This window comes from Pseudomonas sp. P4_C3, from assembly GCF_056402075.1.
Genome location: NZ_JBFUIC010000037.1, coordinates 12867 through 32645, shown reverse-complemented (window position 1 = coordinate 32645; position 19779 = coordinate 12867). Strand labels below are relative to the sequence as shown.

Sequence of the window (19779 nt, the reverse complement as noted above, 5' to 3'; positions counted from 1 at the left end):
GACACTCCGCYATCGCGAGCAAGCTCGCTTCCACAGGGGATCGCTGGTGAACAGCCAATTTTTGCATGACAGACATTCAAGTGTGGGAGCGGGCTTGCTCGCGAAGACGGCGGCACATCCAACATCGATGTGACTGATATACCGCTTTCGCGAGCAAGCCCGCTCCCACAGGTTTTGCGGTGTCCCACAATTCAGGTGACTTACATCCGCGCCAACGCCTGCGCCAGATCAGCCCGCAAATCCTCCACATCCTCAACCCCCACCGACAACCGCACCAACCCGTCGCCGATCCCCAGTTCTGCGCGGGTATCGGGTGGAATGGTGGCGTGGGTCATGATCGCCGGGTGTTCGATCAGGCTTTCCACGCCGCCGAGGCTTTCGGCCAGGGCGAAGATCTGCACGCTTTCAAGGAAGCGTTTGGCGCCAGCCAGGTCGCTGTTGAGGTCGAGGGCAATCATCCCGCCGAAACCGTGCATTTGCCGTTGGGCCAGTTCGTGTTGCGGGTGCGACGGCAGGCCGGGGTAATACACCCGCGACACTTGCGGTTGGCGCTCCAGCCACTGCGCCAGCTCCATTGCGTTGCTGCAATGCCGCTCCATGCGCAGGGCCAGGGTCTTCACGCCGCGCAGGGTGAGGAAGGCATCGAACGGCCCCGCGATGGCGCCGACGGCGTTTTGCAGGAAGCCCAGGCGCTCGGCCAGTTCTGCGTTCTGCCCGACCACGGCGATGCCGCCGATCACGTCGGAGTGGCCGTTGAGGTATTTGGTAGTCGAGTGCAGCACGATGTCGAAACCCAGTTCCAGCGGGCGCTGGATCCACGGGCTGGCGAAGGTGTTGTCGGCCACGCAGATGATGCCGCGTGCGCGGCAGGTGCGGGCGATGGCGGCGAGGTCCGTGAGGCGCAGCAGCGGATTGCTCGGGGTCTCGACCATGACCATCCGGGTGTCGTCTTGCAGGGAGGCCTCGAACGCCGCCAGGTCGGTCAGGTCGACGAAGCTGAAACGGTGCCCGGCGCTGCGCTGGCGCACCTTGTCGAACAGGCGGAAGGTGCCGCCGTACAGATCGTTACCCGAGACGATGTGCGAGCCGGCGTCGAGCAGTTCGAGCACCGTGGAAATGGTCGCCAGCCCCGAGGCGAAGGCAAAGCCCCGGGTGCCGCCTTCGAGGTCCGCCACGCAGCGCTCCAGCGCCCAGCGCGTCGGGTTGTGCGAACGCCCGTAGTCCAGGCCCTTGTGCACCCCGGGGCTCTGTTGCAGGTAGGTGGAGTTGGCGTAGATCGGCGGCATCAACGCCCCGGTGGATGGGTCCGGCACTTGCCCGGCGTGGATCACCCGGGTGGCGAAGCCCTGTGGCGGGGCGTTTTTATCCTGTTGACTCATGGCAGGGATCTCCGCAGGTGATTGAGCATGTCGGTTCGGGTAATCAGGCCGTGGAAGCCCGAGGCATCCTGGATGATCGCCACCAGCCCACGGCCCAGTTCTGCCTCCAGATCCGCCAGTGAGGCATCGGGGGACAGGGTTTGCAGTTTGTCGGTCATGGCGCTGGATACGGTCTTGCGAAAGTGCGCAACGTCTTCATGCACGCCCAGCAGGATGTCGGACTCGTCGATCACGCCGACCAGTTGCTGCCCCTTCACCAACACCGGCAGTTGCGAGACATCCGCCAGGCGCATGCGTTGAAAAGCCGTCAGTAGCGTGTCATCCGGGCCGACGCTGATCACCCGGCCATCTTCGAAACGCCGCGCGATCAGGTCGCGCAGGTCGCCGTAGTGCTTGCGTTGCAGCAGGCCCTGATCGTTCATCCACTGGTCGTTGTAGACCTTCGACAGGTAACGCGTACCGGTGTCGCAGACGAAGCTCACCACCCGTTTCGGCTGGGTCTGTTCGCGGCAGTAACGCAACGCCGCCGCCAGCAAGGTGCCGGTCGACGAGCCGCCAAGAATGCCTTCGGCGCGCAGCAACTGGCGGGCGTGGTCGAAGCTTTCTTCGTCGCTGATCGAATAGGCGTGGCGCACGCTGGACAGGTCGGCAATCGACGGAATGAAGTCTTCGCCGATGCCTTCCACCGCCCAGGAACCGGGGGTGGGGAGGGTGCCATTGCGGCTGTATTCGGCCATCACCGAGCCGACCGGGTCGGCCAGGACCATTTCCAGGTCCGGCTGCACCCGTTTGAAGAAGCGGGTCAGGCCGGTGAGGGTGCCGGCCGAACCGACACCGACGACGATGGCGTCCACATCGTGCTGGGTCTGCGCCCAGATCTCCGGCGCGGTGCTGCATTCGTGGGCTAGCGGGTTGGCCGGGTTGTTGAACTGGTCGGCGAAGAACGCATCGGGAATGTCCGCCGCCAGCCGTGCGGCGACGTCCTGGTAATACTCGGGATGGCCCTTGCCGACATCGGAACGGGTGATGTGCACCTCGGCGCCCATGGCCTTGAGGTGCAGGACCTTCTCGGTGGACATCTTGTCCGGCACCACCAGCACCACCCGGTAACCCTTGGCGCGGCCGACCAGGGCCAGGCCCAGCCCGGTGTTGCCGGCGGTGGCTTCGACAATGGTGCCGCCGGGGCGCAGGCGACCATCGCGTTCGGCGACATCGATCATCGCCAGACCGATGCGGTCCTTGATCGAACCGCCGGGGTTCTGGGATTCGAGTTTGAGAAACAGTGTGCATGGGCCGGTATCGAAACGGCTGACGCGCACCAGCGGGGTATTGCCAATCAGTTCGAGCACGGCAGGACGGGAATTGTCGGGCATGTCATCACTCCTTGCGTAAATCCGCACTGGATGGACAGCAATCCGCGCCGGGTCTTCGCGTCGGTCGCGGGCAATGCATCGCTTGGACCATAGGCCGGGATCGGGTCGACCGCAACCTTGCACAGCCAACCGGTCGCCTCGACGCTTTTTCCTCTCCAGCGACCACAAAAAACATAATTTCGCTATTTCCCGGCTCCGAACAGAATGCGGCCAACACCCTGACACCGATAGCCGCAGCAGAAGAACAACAGTGATCAGAATCGAGGCGGCAGCCATGACCGACCTGAATCAAACCACCTTTCAGAAGTGCACAGCCATGACAGTTGACAAGACCGAAATTGATACGCTTGTAGTTGGCGCCGGCCAGGCCGGCGTGGCCATGAGTGAACACCTGAGCAAGCTCGGTGTGCCTCACCTCGTTGTGGAGCGCAATCGTATCGCCGAAGCCTGGCGCACCGGCCGCTGGGATTCGCTGGTGGCCAACGGTCCGGCCTGGCACGACCGTTTCCCGGGGCTGGAATTCGACGGTCTGGACCCGGATGCCTTCGCCGGGAAAGAGCAGGTGGCTGAGTACTTCGAAGCCTATGCCAAGAAGTTCAACGCGCCGATCCGTACCGGCGTGGACGTGAAGAAAGTTGAACGTAACGCCGACCGTCCGGGCTTCACTGTTGAAACCTCTGATGGCGTGATCGAAGCCCGGCATGTAGTGGTCGCCACCGGTCCGTTCCAGCGTCCGGCCATTCCGCCGATTGCTCCCGAAATCTCCGGCATCACCCAGATTCACTCCGCCCAATACTACAACCCGCAGCAACTGGCCGAAGGCGCGGTGCTGGTGGTGGGCGCCGGTTCCTCGGGGGTGCAGATCGCCGATGAACTGCAACGTTCCGGCAAGCAAGTCTACCTGTCGGTGGGCGCCCACGATCGTCCGCCCCGTGCCTATCGCAACCGTGATTTCTGCTGGTGGCTGGGGGTGCTCGGCGAGTGGGATGCCGAGGCCATGCAGCCCGGTAAAGAGCATGTGACCATCGCCGTGAGCGGCGCCCGTGGCGGCCACACCGTGGACTTCCGCCGCCTGGCCCATCAGGGCATGAAGCTGGTCGGCCTGACCCAGGCGTTCAACGGCGCAGTGGTGGGTTTCGAAGACAACCTCGCCGACAACATCCAGCGCGGCGATGAAAACTACCTGGCGCTGCTCGACAAGGCCGACGCCTATATCGAACGCAACGGCCTGGACCTGCCGCTGGAACCCGAAGCCCGGGCCATGCTGGCCGATCCGGACTGCGTGACCCATCCAATCCTGGAACTGGATCTGCTCAAGGCCGGCGTCACCACGATCATCTGGGCCACCGGTTACTCCACCGATTACAGCTGGCTGAAGGTCGATGCCTTCAAGGAAAACGGCAAACCGCAGCACCAGCGCGGCGTGTCGGCCGAGCCGGGGGTGTATTTCGTCGGGTTGCCTTGGCAGTCCCGCCGCGGCTCCGCGTTTATCTGGGGCGTTTGGCACGACGCCAAGCACATCGCCGATCACATCGTTAAACAGCACACCTATCTCAACTATCGGGATGCGACCCAGCGTCAAGCCGACGCCGCCCGTGCACCACTTCAGAAAGCCAGCCTCATGGGAGTTCGTTAATGCCTACTCATACCCGCATCCGCATGTTCAACACCAAAGACACCTATCCGAACCAGACGCTGGACAACGATTTGTGCCAGGCCGTGCGCGCCGGCAACACCGTGTATGTGCGTGGCCAGGTCGGTACCGATTTCAACGGTCAACTGGTGGGCCTCGGCGATCCGCGCGCCCAGGCCGAGCAGGCCATGCGCAACGTCAAGCAACTGCTGGAGGAGGCGGGCAGCGACATGAGCCACATCGTCAAGACCACCACCTACCTGATCGACCCGCGCTATCGCGAGCCGGTGTACCAGGAGGTCGGCAAGTGGCTCAAGGGCGTGTTTCCGATTTCCACTGGCCTTGTGGTCAGCGCCCTCGGCCAGCCGCAGTGGCTGATGGAAATCGATGTGATCGCTGTCATCCCTGAATAAGGAATTGGCCATGACTTTTTCCATCGTGGGTCGCTGCGCCGAGACCGGCCAGCTGGGCATTGCCATCAGTTCTTCGAGCATTGCCGTCGGCGCGCGCTGCCCGTGGCTGCGTGCCGGTGTCGGCGCGGTGTCGAGCCAGAACATCACGCTGCCGGCCCTCGGCCCGCAGATCCTCGATGAACTGGCCAACGGCTCGGCGCCGCCCCAGGCGCTGGACCACTCATTGACCCGCAACGGCTACAGCCAATACCGCCAGGTGGCGGTGGTCGATGCCCAGGGGCGCACGGCGGTGTTCAGCGGCAACCATGCGCTGGGCATCAACAACGCTGTGGCCGGTGAGCAATGCGTGGCGGCCGGCAACCTGCTGGCCAACAGTGGGGTGATCGAAGCGATGGTCGCGGCCTTTGAAAACAGCGAAGGCTGCCTCGCCACCCGGCTGATGAACGCCTTGCAGGCCGGGCAGGATGCCGGTGGTGAAGCCGGCACGGTGCACTCGGCGGCGCTGTCGGTGGTCGGTGACCTGACCTGGCCGATTGTTGACCTGCGGGTGGATTGGGCCGATCAAAACCCGATCGGCGAGCTTGGCAAACTGTGGGCGGCCTACGAGCCGCAATTGCAGGACTACCTGACCCGCGCCCTCAATCCGACCCTGGCCCCCGCGTATGGAGTGCCCGGCGATGAGTGAGTTGCGCAGCCGCGCCATGCTCGCGCGATTGATCGGGTTCGCCACGGTCAGCCGCGATTCGAACCTTGCGCTGATCGAGTTCGTGCGCGACTACCTGCGCGACCTGGGCGTGGATTGCGAACTGATCTACAACGCCGAGCGGACCAAGGCCAATCTGTTGGCCACGGTCGGCCCGCGTGTGGCCGGCGGCATCGTGCTGTCCGGGCACACCGACGTGGTGCCGGTGGACGGCCAGGCCTGGACGGTCGAACCGTTCAGCCTGAGCGAGGCGAACGGCAAGCTGTATGGGCGCGGCACCGCGGACATGAAAGGCTATCTGGCGTCGGTGCTGGCGGCCGTGCCGATGTTTCTCTCCAGCCCTTTGAGGCGCCCGGTGCATTTGGCGTTTTCCTATGACGAAGAGGTCGGTTGCCTCGGCGTGCGCGGCTTGCTGGAAGTGTTGCCCCAACGCATCCCGGCACCGGCGTTGTGTTTGATCGGCGAGCCGACCGAGCTCAAGCCGGTGCTCGGCCACAAGGGCAAACTGGCGATGCGCTGTCACGTGCGCGGCGCCGCCTGTCATTCGGCCTACGCACCTTATGGGGTCAATGCCATCGAGCAGGCCGCGCGCCTGATCGGTCGGCTGGGCGACATCGGCGCCACCCTGGCCCGGCCGCCATTGCACGACAAACGCTTCGATCCGGCGTTCTCGACCGTGCAGGTCGGAGTGATCCAGGGCGGTACGGCGCTGAACATCGTTCCAGCGGACTGCCGTTTCGATTTCGAGATCCGCGCCTTGCCGGACTTCGCCCCGCAAGTGGTCGTCGATGAACTGCAGGACTACGCCGAGCAGACGTTGCTGCCGGCCATGCAGGCCGTGGACACCGATACCGGTATCCGCTTTGAAAAAATCTCGGCCTATCCCGGCCTGGCGACACCCGCCGACAGCGCGGCGGCCCGGCTGATTGCCCGGCTATGCGGCAGCGACGAGTTCAGCACCGTGGCCTTTGGCACCGAAGGCGGGCTGTTCGATCAGGCCGGCATTCCTTCGGTGGTCTGCGGTCCCGGCAGCATGGACCAGGGGCACAAGCCCGATGAATTTGTCAGCGTCGAACAGATGGCGGCCTGTGACCGCCTGATGGATCGCCTGGCGGCTTACTTGAGTGAATCCGAACACCGATAACAACAATGGGTCGACAAGACCCGAGGAAGCGATCCATGTCCAGATCCTTGCGTTGCAGTGTTCCGTTTGCCCTGGCGGTGTTGAGTGCCAGTGTGTGGGCGGCCCCCCAGGACCTCACCGTGATTTCCTTCGGTGGTGCTACCAAACAGGCTCAGGATAAAGCCTACTTCAAGCCCTTCAACGCCAGCGGCGCGGGCAACATCATCGCCGGTGAGTACAACGGCGAACTGTCAAAGATCAAGGCCATGGTCTCGGCCGGCCACACCAGTTGGGACGTGGTCGAAGTCGAAAGCCCCGAGCTGTTGCGTGGTTGCGAGGAGGGCCTGTTCGAGAAGCTCGATGCGGGACGCTTCGGTGATTCGGCAAACTTTGTGCCCGGTGCGTTGACCGAGTGCGGGGTTGCCACTTACGTCTGGTCGATGGTCATGGCTTACGACCAGAGCAAGCAGGCCAAGGCGCCGCAATCCTGGGCGGACTTCTGGAATGTCGCCGACTTCCCGGGCAAGCGCGGCCTGCGCAAGAGCGCCAAGTACACCTTGGAAATCGCCTTGCTGGCCGACGGCGTCAAGGCGGACGACGTGTACAAGGTCTTGAATACTCCGCAAGGCGTGACGCGGGCCTTTGCCAAGCTCGACCAGATCAAGCCGAACATCCAGTGGTGGGAGGCGGGCGCGCAACCGGCGCAATGGCTGGTGGCCGGCGACGTGGTGATGAGCGCCGCCTACAACGGCCGGATCGCCTCGGCGCAGAAGGAAGGCATGAAACTGAGCATCGTCTGGCCGCAGAGCCTGTACGACCCGGAATACTGGGCGGTGGTCAAAGGCACGCCGAACAAGGCATTGGCGGAAAACTTCATTGCATTTGCCAGTCAGCCGCAGACGCAAAAAGTCTTCTCGGAAACCATCCCGTACGGGCCGGTGCATCGCCAGACTCTGTCATTGCTGCCCAAGGACGTGCAGGAGCAACTGCCGACCGCCGAGGCCAACCTGGCCGGCGCGCGGGCCGTGGACGCGGAGTTCTGGGTCGACCATGGCGAGGAGCTTGAACAGCGCTTCAATGCCTGGGCTGCGCGGTAATACAGAAACCGTGTGAACACCCAAAACCCTGTGGGAGCGGGCTTGCCCGCGATGAGGCCGGAACAGCCAGTGACTTTTCATCGGCATAAAAAAACGCCGCTCATCTCACGATGGGCGGCGTTTTTCATTGCGTTGCAACGTTAGGCTTGAACGACCGGGATGTTGGCGTTCGCAGCAGCTTCACGGAACTCGGCGATCTGGTCGAAGGACAGGTAGCGGTAGACATCGGCCGCCATGCTGTCGATCTTGCCAGCGTATTCCATGTACTCCTCGACGGTCGGCAGGCGACCCAGGATGGAAGCCACGGACGCCAGCTCAGCCGAAGCCAGGTAGACGTTCGCGCCGTCACCCAGACGGTTCGGGAAGTTACGGGTCGAAGTCGACACAACGGTCGAGTTCGGCTCTACACGTGCCTGGTTACCCATGCACAGCGAGCAGCCTGGCATTTCCATGCGCGCGCCGGCCTTGCCGTAGATGCCGTAGTAGCCTTCTTCGGTCAGCTGGTGAGCGTCCATCTTGGTCGGCGGCGACAGCCACAGACGGGTTGGCAGCTGACCCTTGACCTGTTCCAGCAACTTGCCGGCAGCGCGGAAGTGGCCGATGTTGGTCATGCAGGAACCGATGAACACTTCGTCGATCTTCTCGCCAGCAACGCTGGAGAGCAGGCGAGCGTCGTCCGGGTCGTTCGGCGCGCAGAGCACAGGCTCCTTGATGTCGGCCAGGTCGATCTCGATGATTTCAGCGTATTCAGCGTCTTTGTCCGCTTGCAGCAGCTCAGGGTTGGCCAGCCAGGCTTCCATTGCTTGAGCGCGACGTTCCAGAGTACGTGCATCGCCGTAGCCTTCGCCGATCATCCAGCGCAGCAGGGTGATGTTGGACTGCAGGTATTCGGCAATCGACTCTTTGGACAGCTGGATGGTGCAACCGGCAGCCGAACGTTCAGCCGAGGCGTCAGACAGTTCGAACGCTTGCTCTACGGTCAGTTTAGGCAGACCTTCGATCTCCAGGATGCGACCGGAGAAGGCGTTCTTCTTGCCTTTCTTCTCTACGGTCAACAGGCCAGCCTGGATCGCGTAGTAAGGAATGGCGTGAACCAGGTCACGCAGGGTGACGCCTGGCTGCAGTTCGCCTTTGAAGCGAACCAGGATCGACTCTGGCATGTCCAGCGGCATGACGCCGGTAGCTGCGGCGAACGCAACCAGACCGGAACCGGCCGGGAACGAGATGCCGATCGGGAAACGGGTGTGGGAGTCACCACCGGTACCGACGGTGTCTGGCAGCAGCATGCGGTTCAGCCACGAGTGGATGATGCCGTCGCCCGGACGCAGGGAAACGCCGCCGCGGGTCATGATGAAGTCAGGCAGGGTGTGGTGGGTGGTCACGTCGATCGGCTTGGGGTAAGCCGCGGTGTGGCAGAAGGACTGCATCACCAGATCGGTCGAGAAGCCCAGGCACGCCAGGTCTTTCAGTTCGTCACGGGTCATGGGACCGGTGGTGTCCTGGGAACCCACGGTGGTCATCTTCGGTTCGCAGTAGGTGCCCGGACGAACGCCGGTCACGCCGCAAGCCTTGCCGACCATTTTCTGCGCCAGGGTGAAACCCTTGGTGCTTTCAGCCGGTGCTTCAGGCTTCTTGAACAGGGTCGAAGGTGGCAGACCCAGCTCGGTGCGAGCCTTTTCGGTCAGGCCACGGCCGATGATCAGCGGAATACGGCCGCCAGCACGCACTTCGTCCAACAGGACCGGGGTCTTCATTTCGAAGGTGGTCAGGACTTCGTCGGTGCCGTGCTTGCAGACTTTGCCAGCATGCGGGTACAGGTCGATCACGTCGCCCATGTGCATGTTGGAAACGTCGAATTCGATTGGCAGTGCGCCGGCATCTTCCATGGTGTTGTAGAAGATCGGAGCGATCTTGCTGCCGAAGCAGAAGCCGCCTGCACGCTTGTTCGGCACGTAAGGAACGTCGTCGCCGAAGAACCACAGCACCGAGTTGGTGGCCGATTTACGCGAAGAACCGGTACCGACCACGTCACCGACGTAGGCGATCGGGAAGCCGGCGTTGCGCATTTCTTCGATCTGCTTCATCGGGCCGGTGGCGCCTTGTGCGTCAGGCACGATGCCGTCGCGAGCCATTTTCAGCATGGCCAGGGCGTGCAGCGGGATGTCTGGACGGGACCAGGCATCAGGCGCAGGGGACAGGTCGTCGGTGTTGGTTTCGCCGGTGACCTTGAACACGCGCAGGCTGATCTTGTCGGCCAGGGTCGGGCGCTTCACGAACCACTCGCCGTCAGCCCAGGATTGCAGCACGCCTTGGGCGTGAACGTTACCGTTCTTGGCTTTTTCAGCGACGTCGTGGAAGGCGTCGAACATCAGCAGGGTGTGCTTGAGTTCTTTGGCAGCTACTGGCGCCAGTTCGGCGTCGTCCAGCAGGTTTACCAGGGTCACGATGTTGTAGCCGCCCTGCATGGTGCCGAGCAGTTCAACAGCGCGCTTCTTGTCGATCAGGGGGGATTTGGCTTCGCCTTTGGCGATGGCGGACAGGAAGCCGGCCTTGACATAGGCAGCTTCGTCCACGCCTGGCGGAACGCGATTGGTGATCAGGTCAACGAGGAACGCTTCTTCGCCAGCCGGGGGATTTTTCAGCAGCTCGACCAGGCCTGCAGTTTGTTCGGCGTTTAGCGGCTGGGGAACGATACCCAGTGCTGCGCGCTCTTCGATATGTTTGCGGTAGGCTTCAAGCACAGTTATTACCCTCATCAGTGGTCCCAAATGGGTGTCCGGGACGCTCATCCCGAAATTGCCGTACTCATGCGCAGCATGGCGTTGTGAGCCACTTAGCCAGAATTACCGACAATTCCTTACAGAAGCTGCTTTCAAAGTTTTACGCCTGCAGAACGGGAGCTGATGAGGGTTGGCGTTGGGCTTTTCCCCGCTGGAAAAACCCCTCGCCAACACCGCTCTGAAGGAACGACTGTGCTCGTGACGCTTTGAAAACAGCTTCTAACGGACATTGGCGCCTAAAAAGGCAGGCTGATTCTACGGCAAAAAAAAATTAAAGGTAAGTCAGTGTTTATTGGACTTTGGTGGTGGCGCCCAACAGAGGTCCGTTGACCCTAACCCTTTAACTTTGAGGGGTGATGAATATCGGACAAAGGGCTAACATGCCGGCCTGTTCTGCTTTTTCGCGTTTTGCCTATCTATGCCCAATCAGACCATCAAGACTCCCTGCGTCGGCCTCTGCTCCACTGTTTACGGTGACCTGGTGTGCCGTGGCTGCAAGCGTTTCCACCACGAAGTGATCCACTGGAACGGTTACAACGAGGAAGAAAAGCGCGCGGTATGGCTGCGCCTTGAGCAGTTGCTGTCCCAGGTGATGGCCGCCAAGGTGGAAATTTTCGATCCGGCGCTGCTGCGGATGCAGCTGGAGCAACGCAAGATCCGCTTCGTGCCCCATCAGTCGGAATATTGCTGGGCCTACCAGTTGATCGCCCGGGGGGCGCGGGTGATCAACAACCTGGAAGCCTACGGGATGGTATTGCTGCCGGAGTTTCGCGAGTGGAACCTGCCGGAATTGCGCGATGCCATTGATCGGGAATTTTTCCTGCTCTCCGAGGCCCATTACCAGCGCTACATTGCGCCGGGGTTCCTGAAAGATGCCTTTAGCGGCTGAAAAGATCGCAGCCTGCGGCAGCTCCTACATTGGTCGTGTTTCCCTGTAGGAGCTGCCGCAGGCTGCGATCTTTTGATCTGTCCTCAATGCTTGTCGGCAATCTCCTCAAGATGATCCGCCACTTCCATCGGCTTGAGCACCAGCACATCGCTCTCCACCGCATCGAGCACCACTTCCGCCGTATTACCGATCAAGGTCCCGGACAATCCGCTACGGGCCACGGTACCGATCACCGTCACCGCCGCCTGCAGCTTGTGCACCATGAACGGAATCAACACATCCGCCGGGCCTTCCTCGATGTGCAGATGCTCATCGTCGATGTCGAATTCCGCCTGGAACGACTTGCATTGCTCGCGGTAGCGCGCCTGGATGGTTTCGCTGAGTTGAAACGTCGGGTCGGCCGACGACAGCATCGGCGACGGGTGGGCGCTGATCACGTGCAAGTGAGCCTTGGCCAGGGTTGCGATGTCATAGCCATGATCAATGATGGTGTCGTGCAGGTGGCGGTGTTCGAGGTCGCTGTTGCCGACRTCGACGGCTGCCAGGATCACTTTGTCTTTCCATGAGCCAGCGGTTTTCACCAGCAGTACCGGGGAAGGGCATTGGCGCAGCAATTTCCAGTCCTCGGGTGTCAGCAGGGCCTTTTTCAGCGCGCTGTCGGGAAAGTGTTGCTTCACCACAAGGCCGCAGCCTTCGGCTTGCTGCACATCGATGATGGTTTGATGCAGGCTCTGGTTCCAGGCCTGCTCAGTGGTGATGTTGTAACCGTCTTCCAGTAAAGCGGCCTTGAGCACACCCAACATGCCACTGTGATCATGCTTGGGGTCGCACACCAGCAGATGCAACTGCGCCTGGGTGACACCGGCGATCAACTTCGCCCGTTTGAGCGCCAGGCTTTCGGAGTGTTCGGGGTCGATGACCACCAGAATGCTGCGTACGGCTTGCATGAGCACGATCTCCTGAAAATGAAAAAGCACGGCGTTGCACAACTATAGTTGCTGTCTGCGATTCGGCGACTTGATGCATATCAACGGTTGGCAGACTGGTGGTCTGCGGGCAGGCCGGTATAATCGGCGCCCTTCGTTTGAACCTATTTGTCCGTGAGCCCCATGATCCTTCCCGAAATTCACGAGTTCCTTGGCTGCCGCACCCCCGACGGCTGGATCCAGGCCGCGCTGGCCGATCAGGAAACCCTGCTGATCGACCACAAGAACTGCGAATTCAAGGCGGCCAGCACCGCGTTGAGCCTGATCGCCAAGTATCACTCCCACGTCGATCTGATCAACATGATGTCGCGCCTGGCCCGGGAAGAGCTGGTGCACCACGAACAGGTCATGCGCCTGATGAAACGCCGCAAGATCGAACTGCGCCAGCTGTCCGCCGGGCGCTATGCGTCGGGGCTGCGCAAAGTGGTACGCAGTCACGAGCCGGTGAAGCTGGTGGACACCCTGGTGGTGGGGGCGTTCATCGAGGCCCGCAGTTGCGAGCGTTTCGAAGCGCTGGTGCCGCATCTGGACGAAGAACTGGGCAAGTTCTATTTCGGTCTGCTCAAGAGCGAGGCCCGGCACTTCCAGGGTTACCTGAAACTGGCTTGTCAGTACGGCGACGCCAAGGACATTGCGCAGGTGATCGACAAGGTCCGCACCGCCGAGCAGGAACTGATCGAATCGCCGGACGTGGAGTTTCGTTTTCATAGTGGTATCCCGACGGCCGCGTGATCCTCGCAAGCGCTGCCGCGCTGGCAATCGGTTGGCTTTGTCACGGTTTCAGGCGTATGAAACAGCAGCGAAAACCGGCCCAAGTGGCCGGTTTTTGCTGCCTGGCTCGAAGACCTGCCTCGTCGACTCGCTTTAGCGTCGGAAATGTCGAGTGAAAAACCGTACGCTTCCTACATCCCGGCCCACGCGCTGTTGCAACAATCCGGAGCCTCAAAGGACAGTCTCTGGAAGTCGAAAATGGTGATCTGCAAACTGAAAACGCAACGGGCCATGTGGCGCAGCGTTTGTGTGGCCAGCTTATTGGCAATCGGCGGATGCGCGACGAAACCGCATCCTGAATCGGGCATCAAGTGGTTGCCGGCGTGTGAAGGAATTCCAGGTGATGTACTGGATCCCGAAGTATTCGCCAGGACTCAGTGTGGCATCGTCACCGTGCCACTGGATCACTTGAATCCGAGGGTTGGCACCCTCAGTCTGGATATCACTCGCGTTGCAGCCAGGCAGCCACACCTGCGAGAGGGCGCTATATTTACCAATCCCGGGGGGCCGGGTTCGAGCGGTAACAGCACGTTCACTGTATTACTGGCTTCAATATGGAAGGGTTACAGTGATGGGCTCGAAGGTGGTCCTTATCGGCATCTGACCGATGCTTATGACGTAATTGGCATCACGCCACGAGGACAGGGCAGTACGGACGACTCACAACTGGTATGCCAATCCGATGAAATGATTGTCGCGCAAAACGACATTACTGAAGACCGTAGCCCTGCCAACCTCGTGGCTATTGAACATAACGCTGGCGTACTGGCCCGGGGTTGTGCCAGCCAACGGTTGGCGCCTTTCATCAATACCGATCAAACGGCGCGAGACATGGAGCTCGTCCGCGTTCTACTCAACGAAAACAAGCTCAACTATTTTGGCAACTCTTACGGCACATGGTTGGGCGCCTGGTACGCAGGCCTGTTTCCGAAGCGCGTCGGTCGCATGGTTCTGGACTCGAACGTGGACTGGACATCAACATTCCAGAACGCCAGTTTGAGTGTGGCGCCGGAGAAGGAGCGAATCTTTGCCGACTTCGTTGCACAGTTAGCCGCCAGCAACCCGCAGACTTACCAGATGGGCAATGATCCGATGGCCATACGTGAGATTTTTCTGCGCCTGTTGCCCCATGTTCGAGTGGCCCTGCGCTCTGACAACGATTTTTACAGCTCTGCCCATCACTTGATGGCTGCACGGGCACTCAGCGACTGGCTACATGACTCGCCCGACCTGGATGACACTGTGCTGCTAGCGAGAGCGCAAACCCATCGGTTCAGCCCCGACACAGAGGTTGATCAAGGCGCGAGGCAAGCGTTTGCGAGGCTGCTGGCCGTCGTCCGTCAGCCTGCCCCATGGAATGGCTTAGTGCCCGGTCCATTGAAAATGACCCCGGCTGACTCTGTACGCAGCACCGTCTTGTGCAACGACACGGCATCCTCGGACGACATATTCTGGACCGAAAAAGAAAATCAGTACGCCAGCCAGTATCCGGTCGGCGGCAGCTTGTTTTATACGAGGCACTGCGCTGGCTGGAGCGGGAAACAATATGCCGGTGTGCCCCTGGCAAAGCTGGCGCAGGTTCACAGCATCGTGATGGTGCAGGCGCAGTACGACGATCAAACACCGAGAGCGGGAGCCCTCAATGCTTTCGCCAGCTTGCCCAACACCCATATGACGCTGGTCAGGGACGCCTACCAGCACGGCGTTTCTTTCGCAGCCCACAATGCATGCGTGAATCGCAATGTCGGCGAATACCTGGCATATGGGCGTAAACCAGAACGTTTCTCGACCTGTTTCGCGTCAGATTAAGGCCGCGATTCACCCACTTCATCTCGTGGCTGCCGCAAGCCCGACAGCCAAGGAGATCCCTTTGCATCAATTCGATCAGCAGTCGAAGTGCTTCTGAGGGTTATTTGAACGAAAAGTGCAAGGGGAACTGTGTTCCGAAATAAATAGATAATGAATCTCAGCGGACCAGTCCGAGGCGTTCATGCCACCGGGCGATGGATTCTTCGGGGTAGACGTCGAACTGTTTGTCGCCAGGTTGCACCTCGGCCTCCACCCAAGGTGCCTTTGAACCCAGCATCAGATGCGTGTGCTCCGGCGGTACCGGCAGCGGGGTGTCGATGGCCGAGGCGAACGGATGGATCAACTCCGGCCACTGCGGACTGAACAACCACAGACCCGAGCCGCAAACCGAGCAGAAATGCCGCTCGGCGGTGCTGCTGTGGGCGCGTTTGTCGCCTTCTTCCTTGATCCGTGCATGGTAGATCGCGATGTGCTTGCGCCCGCGAACCTTGAGGCTGGCGGCATCGCCCCCGAGGTTGATCGCATAACCGCCACCGCCCTGGGTCTTGCGGCAGATCGAGCAGTAGCAACGCTGGTAAGGGTAGGGGTGGGTGCTGGTCAGACTGAACGACACCACGCCGCAATGGCAGGAACCTTCGAGTTGCATGAGAGCCTCCGGTTGTCTTGAACGTACCCGGAACAGCCTAGACCGTCAGGCCCCTTCGCTGGCAAGCCAGCTCCTACAGAGTCACGTGGTGAACACAGCCCTAACCTGTGGGAGCAGGCTTGTCTGCGATGAACGATAACGCGGTCCCCACTGGACGCCCACCAAAGGCCAAGTCAGCATGTCCCCCTCGAAACCGGGACATGACCTGATGCGACGATTACCTTCCCTGGCAGCCCTGCGAACCTTCGAATGCGCCGCCCGCCATGCCCATTTCGGCCGGGCGGCGGCCGAGTTGTGTGTCACCGACAGCGCGGTCAGCCACCAGATTCGTCAGCTCGAAGAGCAGCTCGGTGTATCGCTGTTCGTGCGCGAGGGCCGGCAGATTCGCCCGACCCTGGCCGCCGGACGCCTGATGCAGAGCTTGCAGCAGGCCTTCGAGTTGATTGGCGATGCCTGCGACGAGCTGCGTGATCCCTCATCCCTGGCGGTGTTGCGTCTGGCGGTCACCGCCGAGTTGGCGCAAAAGTGGCTGATGAGTCGTCTCACGGATTTCTACGCGCGTTACCCGCACATCACCTTGCATCTGTACGAACAACCGATCGACGCCACGGCGCCCGGGGAAGACATCGACCTGGCGATCACCTACGGCACCGGCCCGGTGGACAGCACTGCATATTTCGTCCGGCCGCTGCCGGCGCTGCAGTTCTTTCCGGTGTGCAGTCCCGGCCTGTTCAACCAGGGCACGCTGAAAATCCCGAAGGACCTGTCACGCCATTGCCTGCTACACGACGACCAGGACGGCAAGACCTGGACCGCGTGGCTCACCAGCCATGCCGGCGACCAACGCCCGGACCGCCAGTTGTATTTCGCCCATGCGGGGCTTGCGCTGGAGGCCGCGGCGCAAGGGCAGGGCGTGGCCATGGGCGACAACTTGACGGCCCAGGAGGATTTGCTCACTGGTCGGCTGGTCCGCCCGTTTACGTCGAGCATGACCGCCCTGGGCCAATACGCGCTGGTGTGCGAGCGGGTGCGGCTGGAACGTCCGGCGGTGGCGCAGATGCTGGAGTGGTTCAACGATCAGTTGCTCGATTGATGAGTTGAATTCAAGTGTTCCGAAATAATCATCGTTGGCGATCCAGTCACCAACGCCCTTAGCCTGTGGTCATTCCAATCCCTGCTGAAGAGGTTTGACCATGGCCCGTTTGCTCGACACCACTCCCAAACAGGACGGTTTCCGTTTGCCCGGCGAATTCGAAGCCAAGTCCGGTTGCTGGCTCGGCTGGCCGGAGCGCACCGACGTCTGGCGCAACGGTGCCAAGCCTGCGCAGAAAGTCTGGGTGCAGATCGTTACTGCCATTTCCATGAGCGAGCCAGTCACCGTATGCGCCTCGGCGGCCCAGTTCGCCACCGCGCGCCGGCAGTTGCCACCGCAGGTGCGTGTGGTGGAAATGACCTGCAACGACACCTGGTTGCGCGACAGCGGCCCGTGCTTTGTGGTCAACGATCAGAGTGGCGAAGTGCGCGGCGTCGACTTCGAGTTCAACGCCTATGGCGGGCTCGACGGCGGCCTGTACTACCCGTGGGACAAGGATGACCAGATCGCCAGCAAGATCCTCGAAATCGAACGCTTCGACCGCTACCGCGCGCCGCTGATTGCCGAACTGGGTGGCATCCAGAGCGACGGCCAGGGCAGCATCCTCACTACCGAGCAATGCCTGCTCAACCGCAACCGCAACCAGCATCTGGGCAAGGACGAAGTCACCCGCCGCCTGACCGATTACCTCGGCGCCGAGCAAGTGATCTGGCTGCCCCGGGGCTGCAAGTTCGACGAAACCGACGGCCATGTCGACGACCTCGCGTGTTTCGTGCGCCCCGGTGAAGTGGTGCTGCAATGGACCGACAACCGCGACGACCCACAGTGGGAAATCTATCAGGAGGCCTACGACATTCTGCGCAGCACCCGCGACAGTCGCGGTCGCGAGTTGATCGTGCACAAGCTGCCGCAGCCGGATGTGCTGGAGTGGACCGCCGAAGAAGCCGAAGGCCTGGACCAGCAGGACAGCACCCACTCCCGTCAGGCYGGGACGAAAATCTGCGCGTCGTACATCAACTACTACGCCGGTAACAGTTCGATCGTGGTGCCGCTGTTCGGTGATCGCAACGACAAGGTGGCGTTGGCGACCCTGGCCGAGCTGTTCCCGAAACACAGCATCGTCGGCATCGAAAACTCTCGGGAGATCCTCCTCGGTGGCGGCAACGTCGCGTGCATCACCATGCCGCAGTACGCCGCCACCCACTCCAACAAGAAAGGCGTGTGATCATGGGCCTGCACAAACTGACTCAAGCAATACTGCTGGTGCTTGCACCCTTGTGTGTGCAGGCCGCCGACACCGCCAAGCCGGTGGTCAACCTGTACATCTGGGGTGAATACCTGGCCCCGGACACCTTGAAGAATTTCGAGGAAAAAACCGGCATCCATGTGGTGGCCGACCACTTCGATTCCCTGGAAACCGTCGAGACCAGGCTGCTCACTGGCCGCAGTGGCTATGATCTGGTGCTGACGGCGGGGCAGCATCTGTCCCGGGCCATCGAGAGTGGCGCGGTGCAGACGGTCGACAAGCAGCAACTGCCGCATTTCGCCGGCGTCGGCGAGGAATTCCGCCAGCACATGGCGGTGTTCGATCCGGGCAACCGCTATGCCGGGATCTACGCCTGGGGCACCACGGGCGTGGGTTATCAGGAACAGGCCGTGAAACAGCGCCTGCCCGACGCGCCGACCGACAGTTGGGCGATGCTGTTCGACCCGGCCGTGGTCTCGAAATTCGCCGATTGCGGGGTCAGCCTGCTCAACGATCCCAACGAAGTGTTTGCGGCGGTCATGAAGTACATGGGCCTGGACATCAATCGCCAGAACCTCGATGACCTGAAGCTCGCCGAACAGCAGCTGGCGAAGATTCGGCCCTACATTCGCTACTTCGACAACGACCTGAACATCAGCGACCTGGCCAACGGCAACACCTGCGTGGCGATGTCGTGGAACGGCAACGTGGCCATCGCGGCGGGCCAGGCCGAGGCGGCGGGCAAGCCGTATTCGCTGAAGTACCGGATTCCGCAGGAGGGCACGTTGATCTGGTTCGATGCCATGGTCATTCCCAAGGACGCGCCGCATCCGAAGGCCGGCCTGGCATTGATGGACTACCTGATGACCCCGGAGGTGATAGCTCCGATCACCGACAGCATCCATTACGCCAATGCGATCACGGCGGCGGACGGCTTGATCGACCCGGCGATCCGCAACGATCCGGGGACGTATCCGCCGGCCGCGGTCAGGGCTTCGCTGTACAGCAAGAATGACAACGGCAAGGTGTTCAACCGGGCGTTGATCAGGGCGTTCAGTCGGTTGAAGTCGGGGTTGTGACTGGTTTTGGATGATGTGGTGTCACTATTGACGTCATCGCGAGCAAGCTCGCTCCCACAGGTTTTGTGTCTGCCAAAAATTTTATGTACACAGAAGTCCATGTGGGAGCGAGCTTGCTCGCGATGAACGATAACGCGGTCTACCGCCCGGGCAGCCGCCACAAATACCACGCAGCCACTGTCCGGTAAGGGCTCCACCCCAACCCGATCTCGATCATCTGCTTGCGCGTCGGCTGCACCTCCAGGCCCTTGAGCCGTCGATAACCCTCACGCACGCCAAAGTCGTCGGCCGGCAGGATATCCGGGCGTTCCAGGCTGTAGATCAGCAGCATCTCCACGGTCCAGCGGCCCACACCGCGCAGAGTGGTCAGGCGTTCGATCAGCGCTTCATCGTCCATGGCCAGTGCCGTGGCGTAATCCGGCACTACGCCGTCCAGCGACGCCTGGGCGATGCCCTGGATGGTCGCGATCTTGCTCGCGGAAAAGCCGCAACTGCGCAGTTGGTCGAAATCTGTGGCGACGATCTGTTCAGGCCGGGGAAACGAACCCGAACCGAACAACGCCAGCAGCCGGCCGACAATCGCATCGCCGGCCTTGGCATGCAGTTGCTGATAGGCAATCGCCCGCACCAGCGACTCATAGGGATCACGCGCCGCATGCGGCTGGTGCAGGCACGGGCCGATGGCGTCGATGTGGCGGCGCCAGTCGTCATCGATGGCGGCCAGGAACTCACTGGCCGCCAGATAGCCGTCAGACATGG

17 protein-coding genes are annotated in these 19779 nt (G+C 61.4%); 11 read left to right on the top strand and 6 right to left on the bottom strand.

The annotated features are described in order from the left end of the window. Positions 1-200: 200 nt before the first annotated feature. The gene (locus AC1DVH_RS09710) at positions 201-1379 is read right to left on the bottom strand and encodes a trans-sulfuration enzyme family protein (RefSeq protein WP_477753610.1); all 1179 of its coding nucleotides are present in this window, start codon (positions 1377-1379) and stop codon (positions 201-203) included. Then, entirely contained in the window at positions 1376-2752 is a 1377-nt protein-coding gene (locus AC1DVH_RS09705; RefSeq protein WP_477753609.1) for a pyridoxal-phosphate dependent enzyme, read from the bottom strand. Before AC1DVH_RS09705 ends, AC1DVH_RS09710 begins: the two co-directional genes overlap by 4 nt. Positions 2753-3026: 274 nt before the next feature. Between AC1DVH_RS09705 and AC1DVH_RS09700 the strand changes: the two genes are divergently transcribed. From AC1DVH_RS09700 to AC1DVH_RS09680, 5 genes are read left to right on the top strand one after another with little or no spacing between them, the layout of a single operon-like run. Beyond that, positions 3027-4388 (top strand): flavin-containing monooxygenase, encoded by a 1362-nt coding sequence (locus tag AC1DVH_RS09700; RefSeq protein WP_477753608.1) that lies wholly within the window; start codon positions 3027-3029, stop codon positions 4386-4388. Continuing rightward, entirely contained in the window at positions 4388-4798 is a 411-nt protein-coding gene (locus tag AC1DVH_RS09695) for a RidA family protein (protein ID WP_046042476.1), read from the top strand. Before AC1DVH_RS09700 ends, AC1DVH_RS09695 begins: the two co-directional genes overlap by 1 nt. A gap of 10 nt (positions 4799-4808) precedes the next feature. Next, positions 4809-5483 carry a DUF1028 domain-containing protein gene (locus AC1DVH_RS09690; RefSeq protein ID WP_477753607.1) on the top strand — a complete coding sequence of 225 codons (675 nt, stop codon included), beginning with the start codon at positions 4809-4811 and terminating at the stop codon, positions 5481-5483. Beyond that, a complete protein-coding gene (gene argE, locus AC1DVH_RS09685; protein ID WP_477753606.1) occupies positions 5476-6645 on the top strand; it encodes an acetylornithine deacetylase in 1170 nt (389 codons plus the stop codon). The genes AC1DVH_RS09690 and argE overlap by 8 nt, the downstream gene beginning before the upstream one ends. 35 nt (positions 6646-6680) lie before the next feature. Further along, a complete protein-coding gene (locus tag AC1DVH_RS09680) occupies positions 6681-7721 on the top strand; it encodes an ABC transporter substrate-binding protein (RefSeq protein ID WP_477753605.1) in 1041 nt (346 codons plus the stop codon). 140 nt (positions 7722-7861) lie between these two features. Here AC1DVH_RS09680 and acnB read toward each other — a convergent pair whose 3' ends face one another. Then, positions 7862-10462, bottom strand: a complete 2601-nt coding sequence (gene acnB / locus AC1DVH_RS09675; protein WP_477753612.1) for a bifunctional aconitate hydratase 2/2-methylisocitrate dehydratase — start codon at positions 10460-10462, stop codon at positions 7862-7864. A gap of 457 nt (positions 10463-10919) precedes the next feature. On the opposite strand from acnB, the gene AC1DVH_RS09670 reads away from it, so the two are divergent. Beyond that, positions 10920-11390 carry a DUF1289 domain-containing protein gene (locus AC1DVH_RS09670; protein WP_477753604.1) on the top strand — a complete coding sequence of 157 codons (471 nt, stop codon included), beginning with the start codon at positions 10920-10922 and terminating at the stop codon, positions 11388-11390. An 83-nt stretch (positions 11391-11473) separates the two neighbouring features. On the opposite strand, the gene AC1DVH_RS09665 is transcribed toward AC1DVH_RS09670, so the two are convergent. Beyond that, positions 11474-12337 (bottom strand): universal stress protein, encoded by an 864-nt coding sequence (locus tag AC1DVH_RS09665; RefSeq protein ID WP_477753603.1) that lies wholly within the window; start codon positions 12335-12337, stop codon positions 11474-11476. A 162-nt stretch (positions 12338-12499) separates the two neighbouring features. On the opposite strand from AC1DVH_RS09665, the gene AC1DVH_RS09660 reads away from it, so the two are divergent. Together AC1DVH_RS09660 and AC1DVH_RS09655 are read left to right on the top strand one after the other, a co-directional pair. Continuing rightward, entirely contained in the window at positions 12500-13108 is a 609-nt protein-coding gene (locus AC1DVH_RS09660; RefSeq protein ID WP_477753602.1) for a MiaE family protein, read from the top strand. A 237-nt stretch (positions 13109-13345) separates the two neighbouring features. Further along, positions 13346-14956, top strand: a complete 1611-nt coding sequence (locus AC1DVH_RS09655) for an alpha/beta fold hydrolase (protein WP_477753601.1) — start codon at positions 13346-13348, stop codon at positions 14954-14956. A gap of 157 nt (positions 14957-15113) precedes the next feature. Here the strand turns inward: AC1DVH_RS09655 and AC1DVH_RS09650 are convergent, their stop codons facing one another. Beyond that, complete coding sequence (locus AC1DVH_RS09650) at positions 15114-15602, bottom strand: GFA family protein (RefSeq protein WP_477753600.1); 489 nt, start codon at positions 15600-15602, stop codon at positions 15114-15116. A 208-nt stretch (positions 15603-15810) separates the two neighbouring features. Between AC1DVH_RS09650 and AC1DVH_RS09645 the strand changes: the two genes are divergently transcribed. The 3 genes from AC1DVH_RS09645 to AC1DVH_RS09635 all read left to right on the top strand — a co-directional run bounded on the left by AC1DVH_RS09645 (position 15811) and on the right by AC1DVH_RS09635 (position 19020). Then, positions 15811-16695: a LysR substrate-binding domain-containing protein gene (locus AC1DVH_RS09645; protein WP_477753599.1), complete on the top strand. Its 885-nt coding sequence runs from the start codon at positions 15811-15813 to the stop codon at positions 16693-16695. A 100-nt stretch (positions 16696-16795) separates the two neighbouring features. After that, complete coding sequence (aguA, locus tag AC1DVH_RS09640; RefSeq protein WP_477753598.1) at positions 16796-17920, top strand: agmatine deiminase; 1125 nt, start codon at positions 16796-16798, stop codon at positions 17918-17920. Positions 17921-17922: 2 nt separating this feature from the next. Beyond that, entirely contained in the window at positions 17923-19020 is a 1098-nt protein-coding gene (locus AC1DVH_RS09635; protein ID WP_477753597.1) for an extracellular solute-binding protein, read from the top strand. A gap of 139 nt (positions 19021-19159) precedes the next feature. Here AC1DVH_RS09635 and AC1DVH_RS09630 read toward each other — a convergent pair whose 3' ends face one another. Continuing rightward, a complete protein-coding gene (locus AC1DVH_RS09630) occupies positions 19160-19777 on the bottom strand; it encodes a DNA-3-methyladenine glycosylase family protein (protein WP_477753596.1) in 618 nt (205 codons plus the stop codon). Positions 19778-19779: the final 2 nt, after the last annotated feature.

Coding starts and splice junctions, on each gene's coding strand:
- AC1DVH_RS09635 (WP_477753597.1), top strand. CDS start 17,923: ATGGGCCTGCACAAACTGACTCAAGCAATACTGCTGGTGCTTGCACCC.
- AC1DVH_RS09710 (WP_477753610.1), bottom strand. CDS start 1,379: ATGAGTCAACAGGATAAAAACGCCCCGCCACAGGGCTTCGCCACCCGG.
- AC1DVH_RS09690 (WP_477753607.1), top strand. CDS start 4,809: ATGACTTTTTCCATCGTGGGTCGCTGCGCCGAGACCGGCCAGCTGGGC.
- AC1DVH_RS09680 (WP_477753605.1), top strand. CDS start 6,681: ATGTCCAGATCCTTGCGTTGCAGTGTTCCGTTTGCCCTGGCGGTGTTG.
- AC1DVH_RS09645 (WP_477753599.1), top strand. CDS start 15,811: ATGCGACGATTACCTTCCCTGGCAGCCCTGCGAACCTTCGAATGCGCC.
- AC1DVH_RS09670 (WP_477753604.1), top strand. CDS start 10,920: ATGCCCAATCAGACCATCAAGACTCCCTGCGTCGGCCTCTGCTCCACT.
- AC1DVH_RS09700 (WP_477753608.1), top strand. CDS start 3,027: ATGACCGACCTGAATCAAACCACCTTTCAGAAGTGCACAGCCATGACA.
- AC1DVH_RS09660 (WP_477753602.1), top strand. CDS start 12,500: ATGATCCTTCCCGAAATTCACGAGTTCCTTGGCTGCCGCACCCCCGAC.
- AC1DVH_RS09630 (WP_477753596.1), bottom strand. CDS start 19,777: ATGTCTGACGGCTATCTGGCGGCCAGTGAGTTCCTGGCCGCCATCGAT.
- AC1DVH_RS09705 (WP_477753609.1), bottom strand. CDS start 2,752: ATGCCCGACAATTCCCGTCCTGCCGTGCTCGAACTGATTGGCAATACC.
- AC1DVH_RS09655 (WP_477753601.1), top strand. CDS start 13,346: ATGGTGATCTGCAAACTGAAAACGCAACGGGCCATGTGGCGCAGCGTT.
- argE (WP_477753606.1), top strand. CDS start 5,476: ATGAGTGAGTTGCGCAGCCGCGCCATGCTCGCGCGATTGATCGGGTTC.
- AC1DVH_RS09650 (WP_477753600.1), bottom strand. CDS start 15,602: ATGCAACTCGAAGGTTCCTGCCATTGCGGCGTGGTGTCGTTCAGTCTG.
- AC1DVH_RS09695 (WP_046042476.1), top strand. CDS start 4,388: ATGCCTACTCATACCCGCATCCGCATGTTCAACACCAAAGACACCTAT.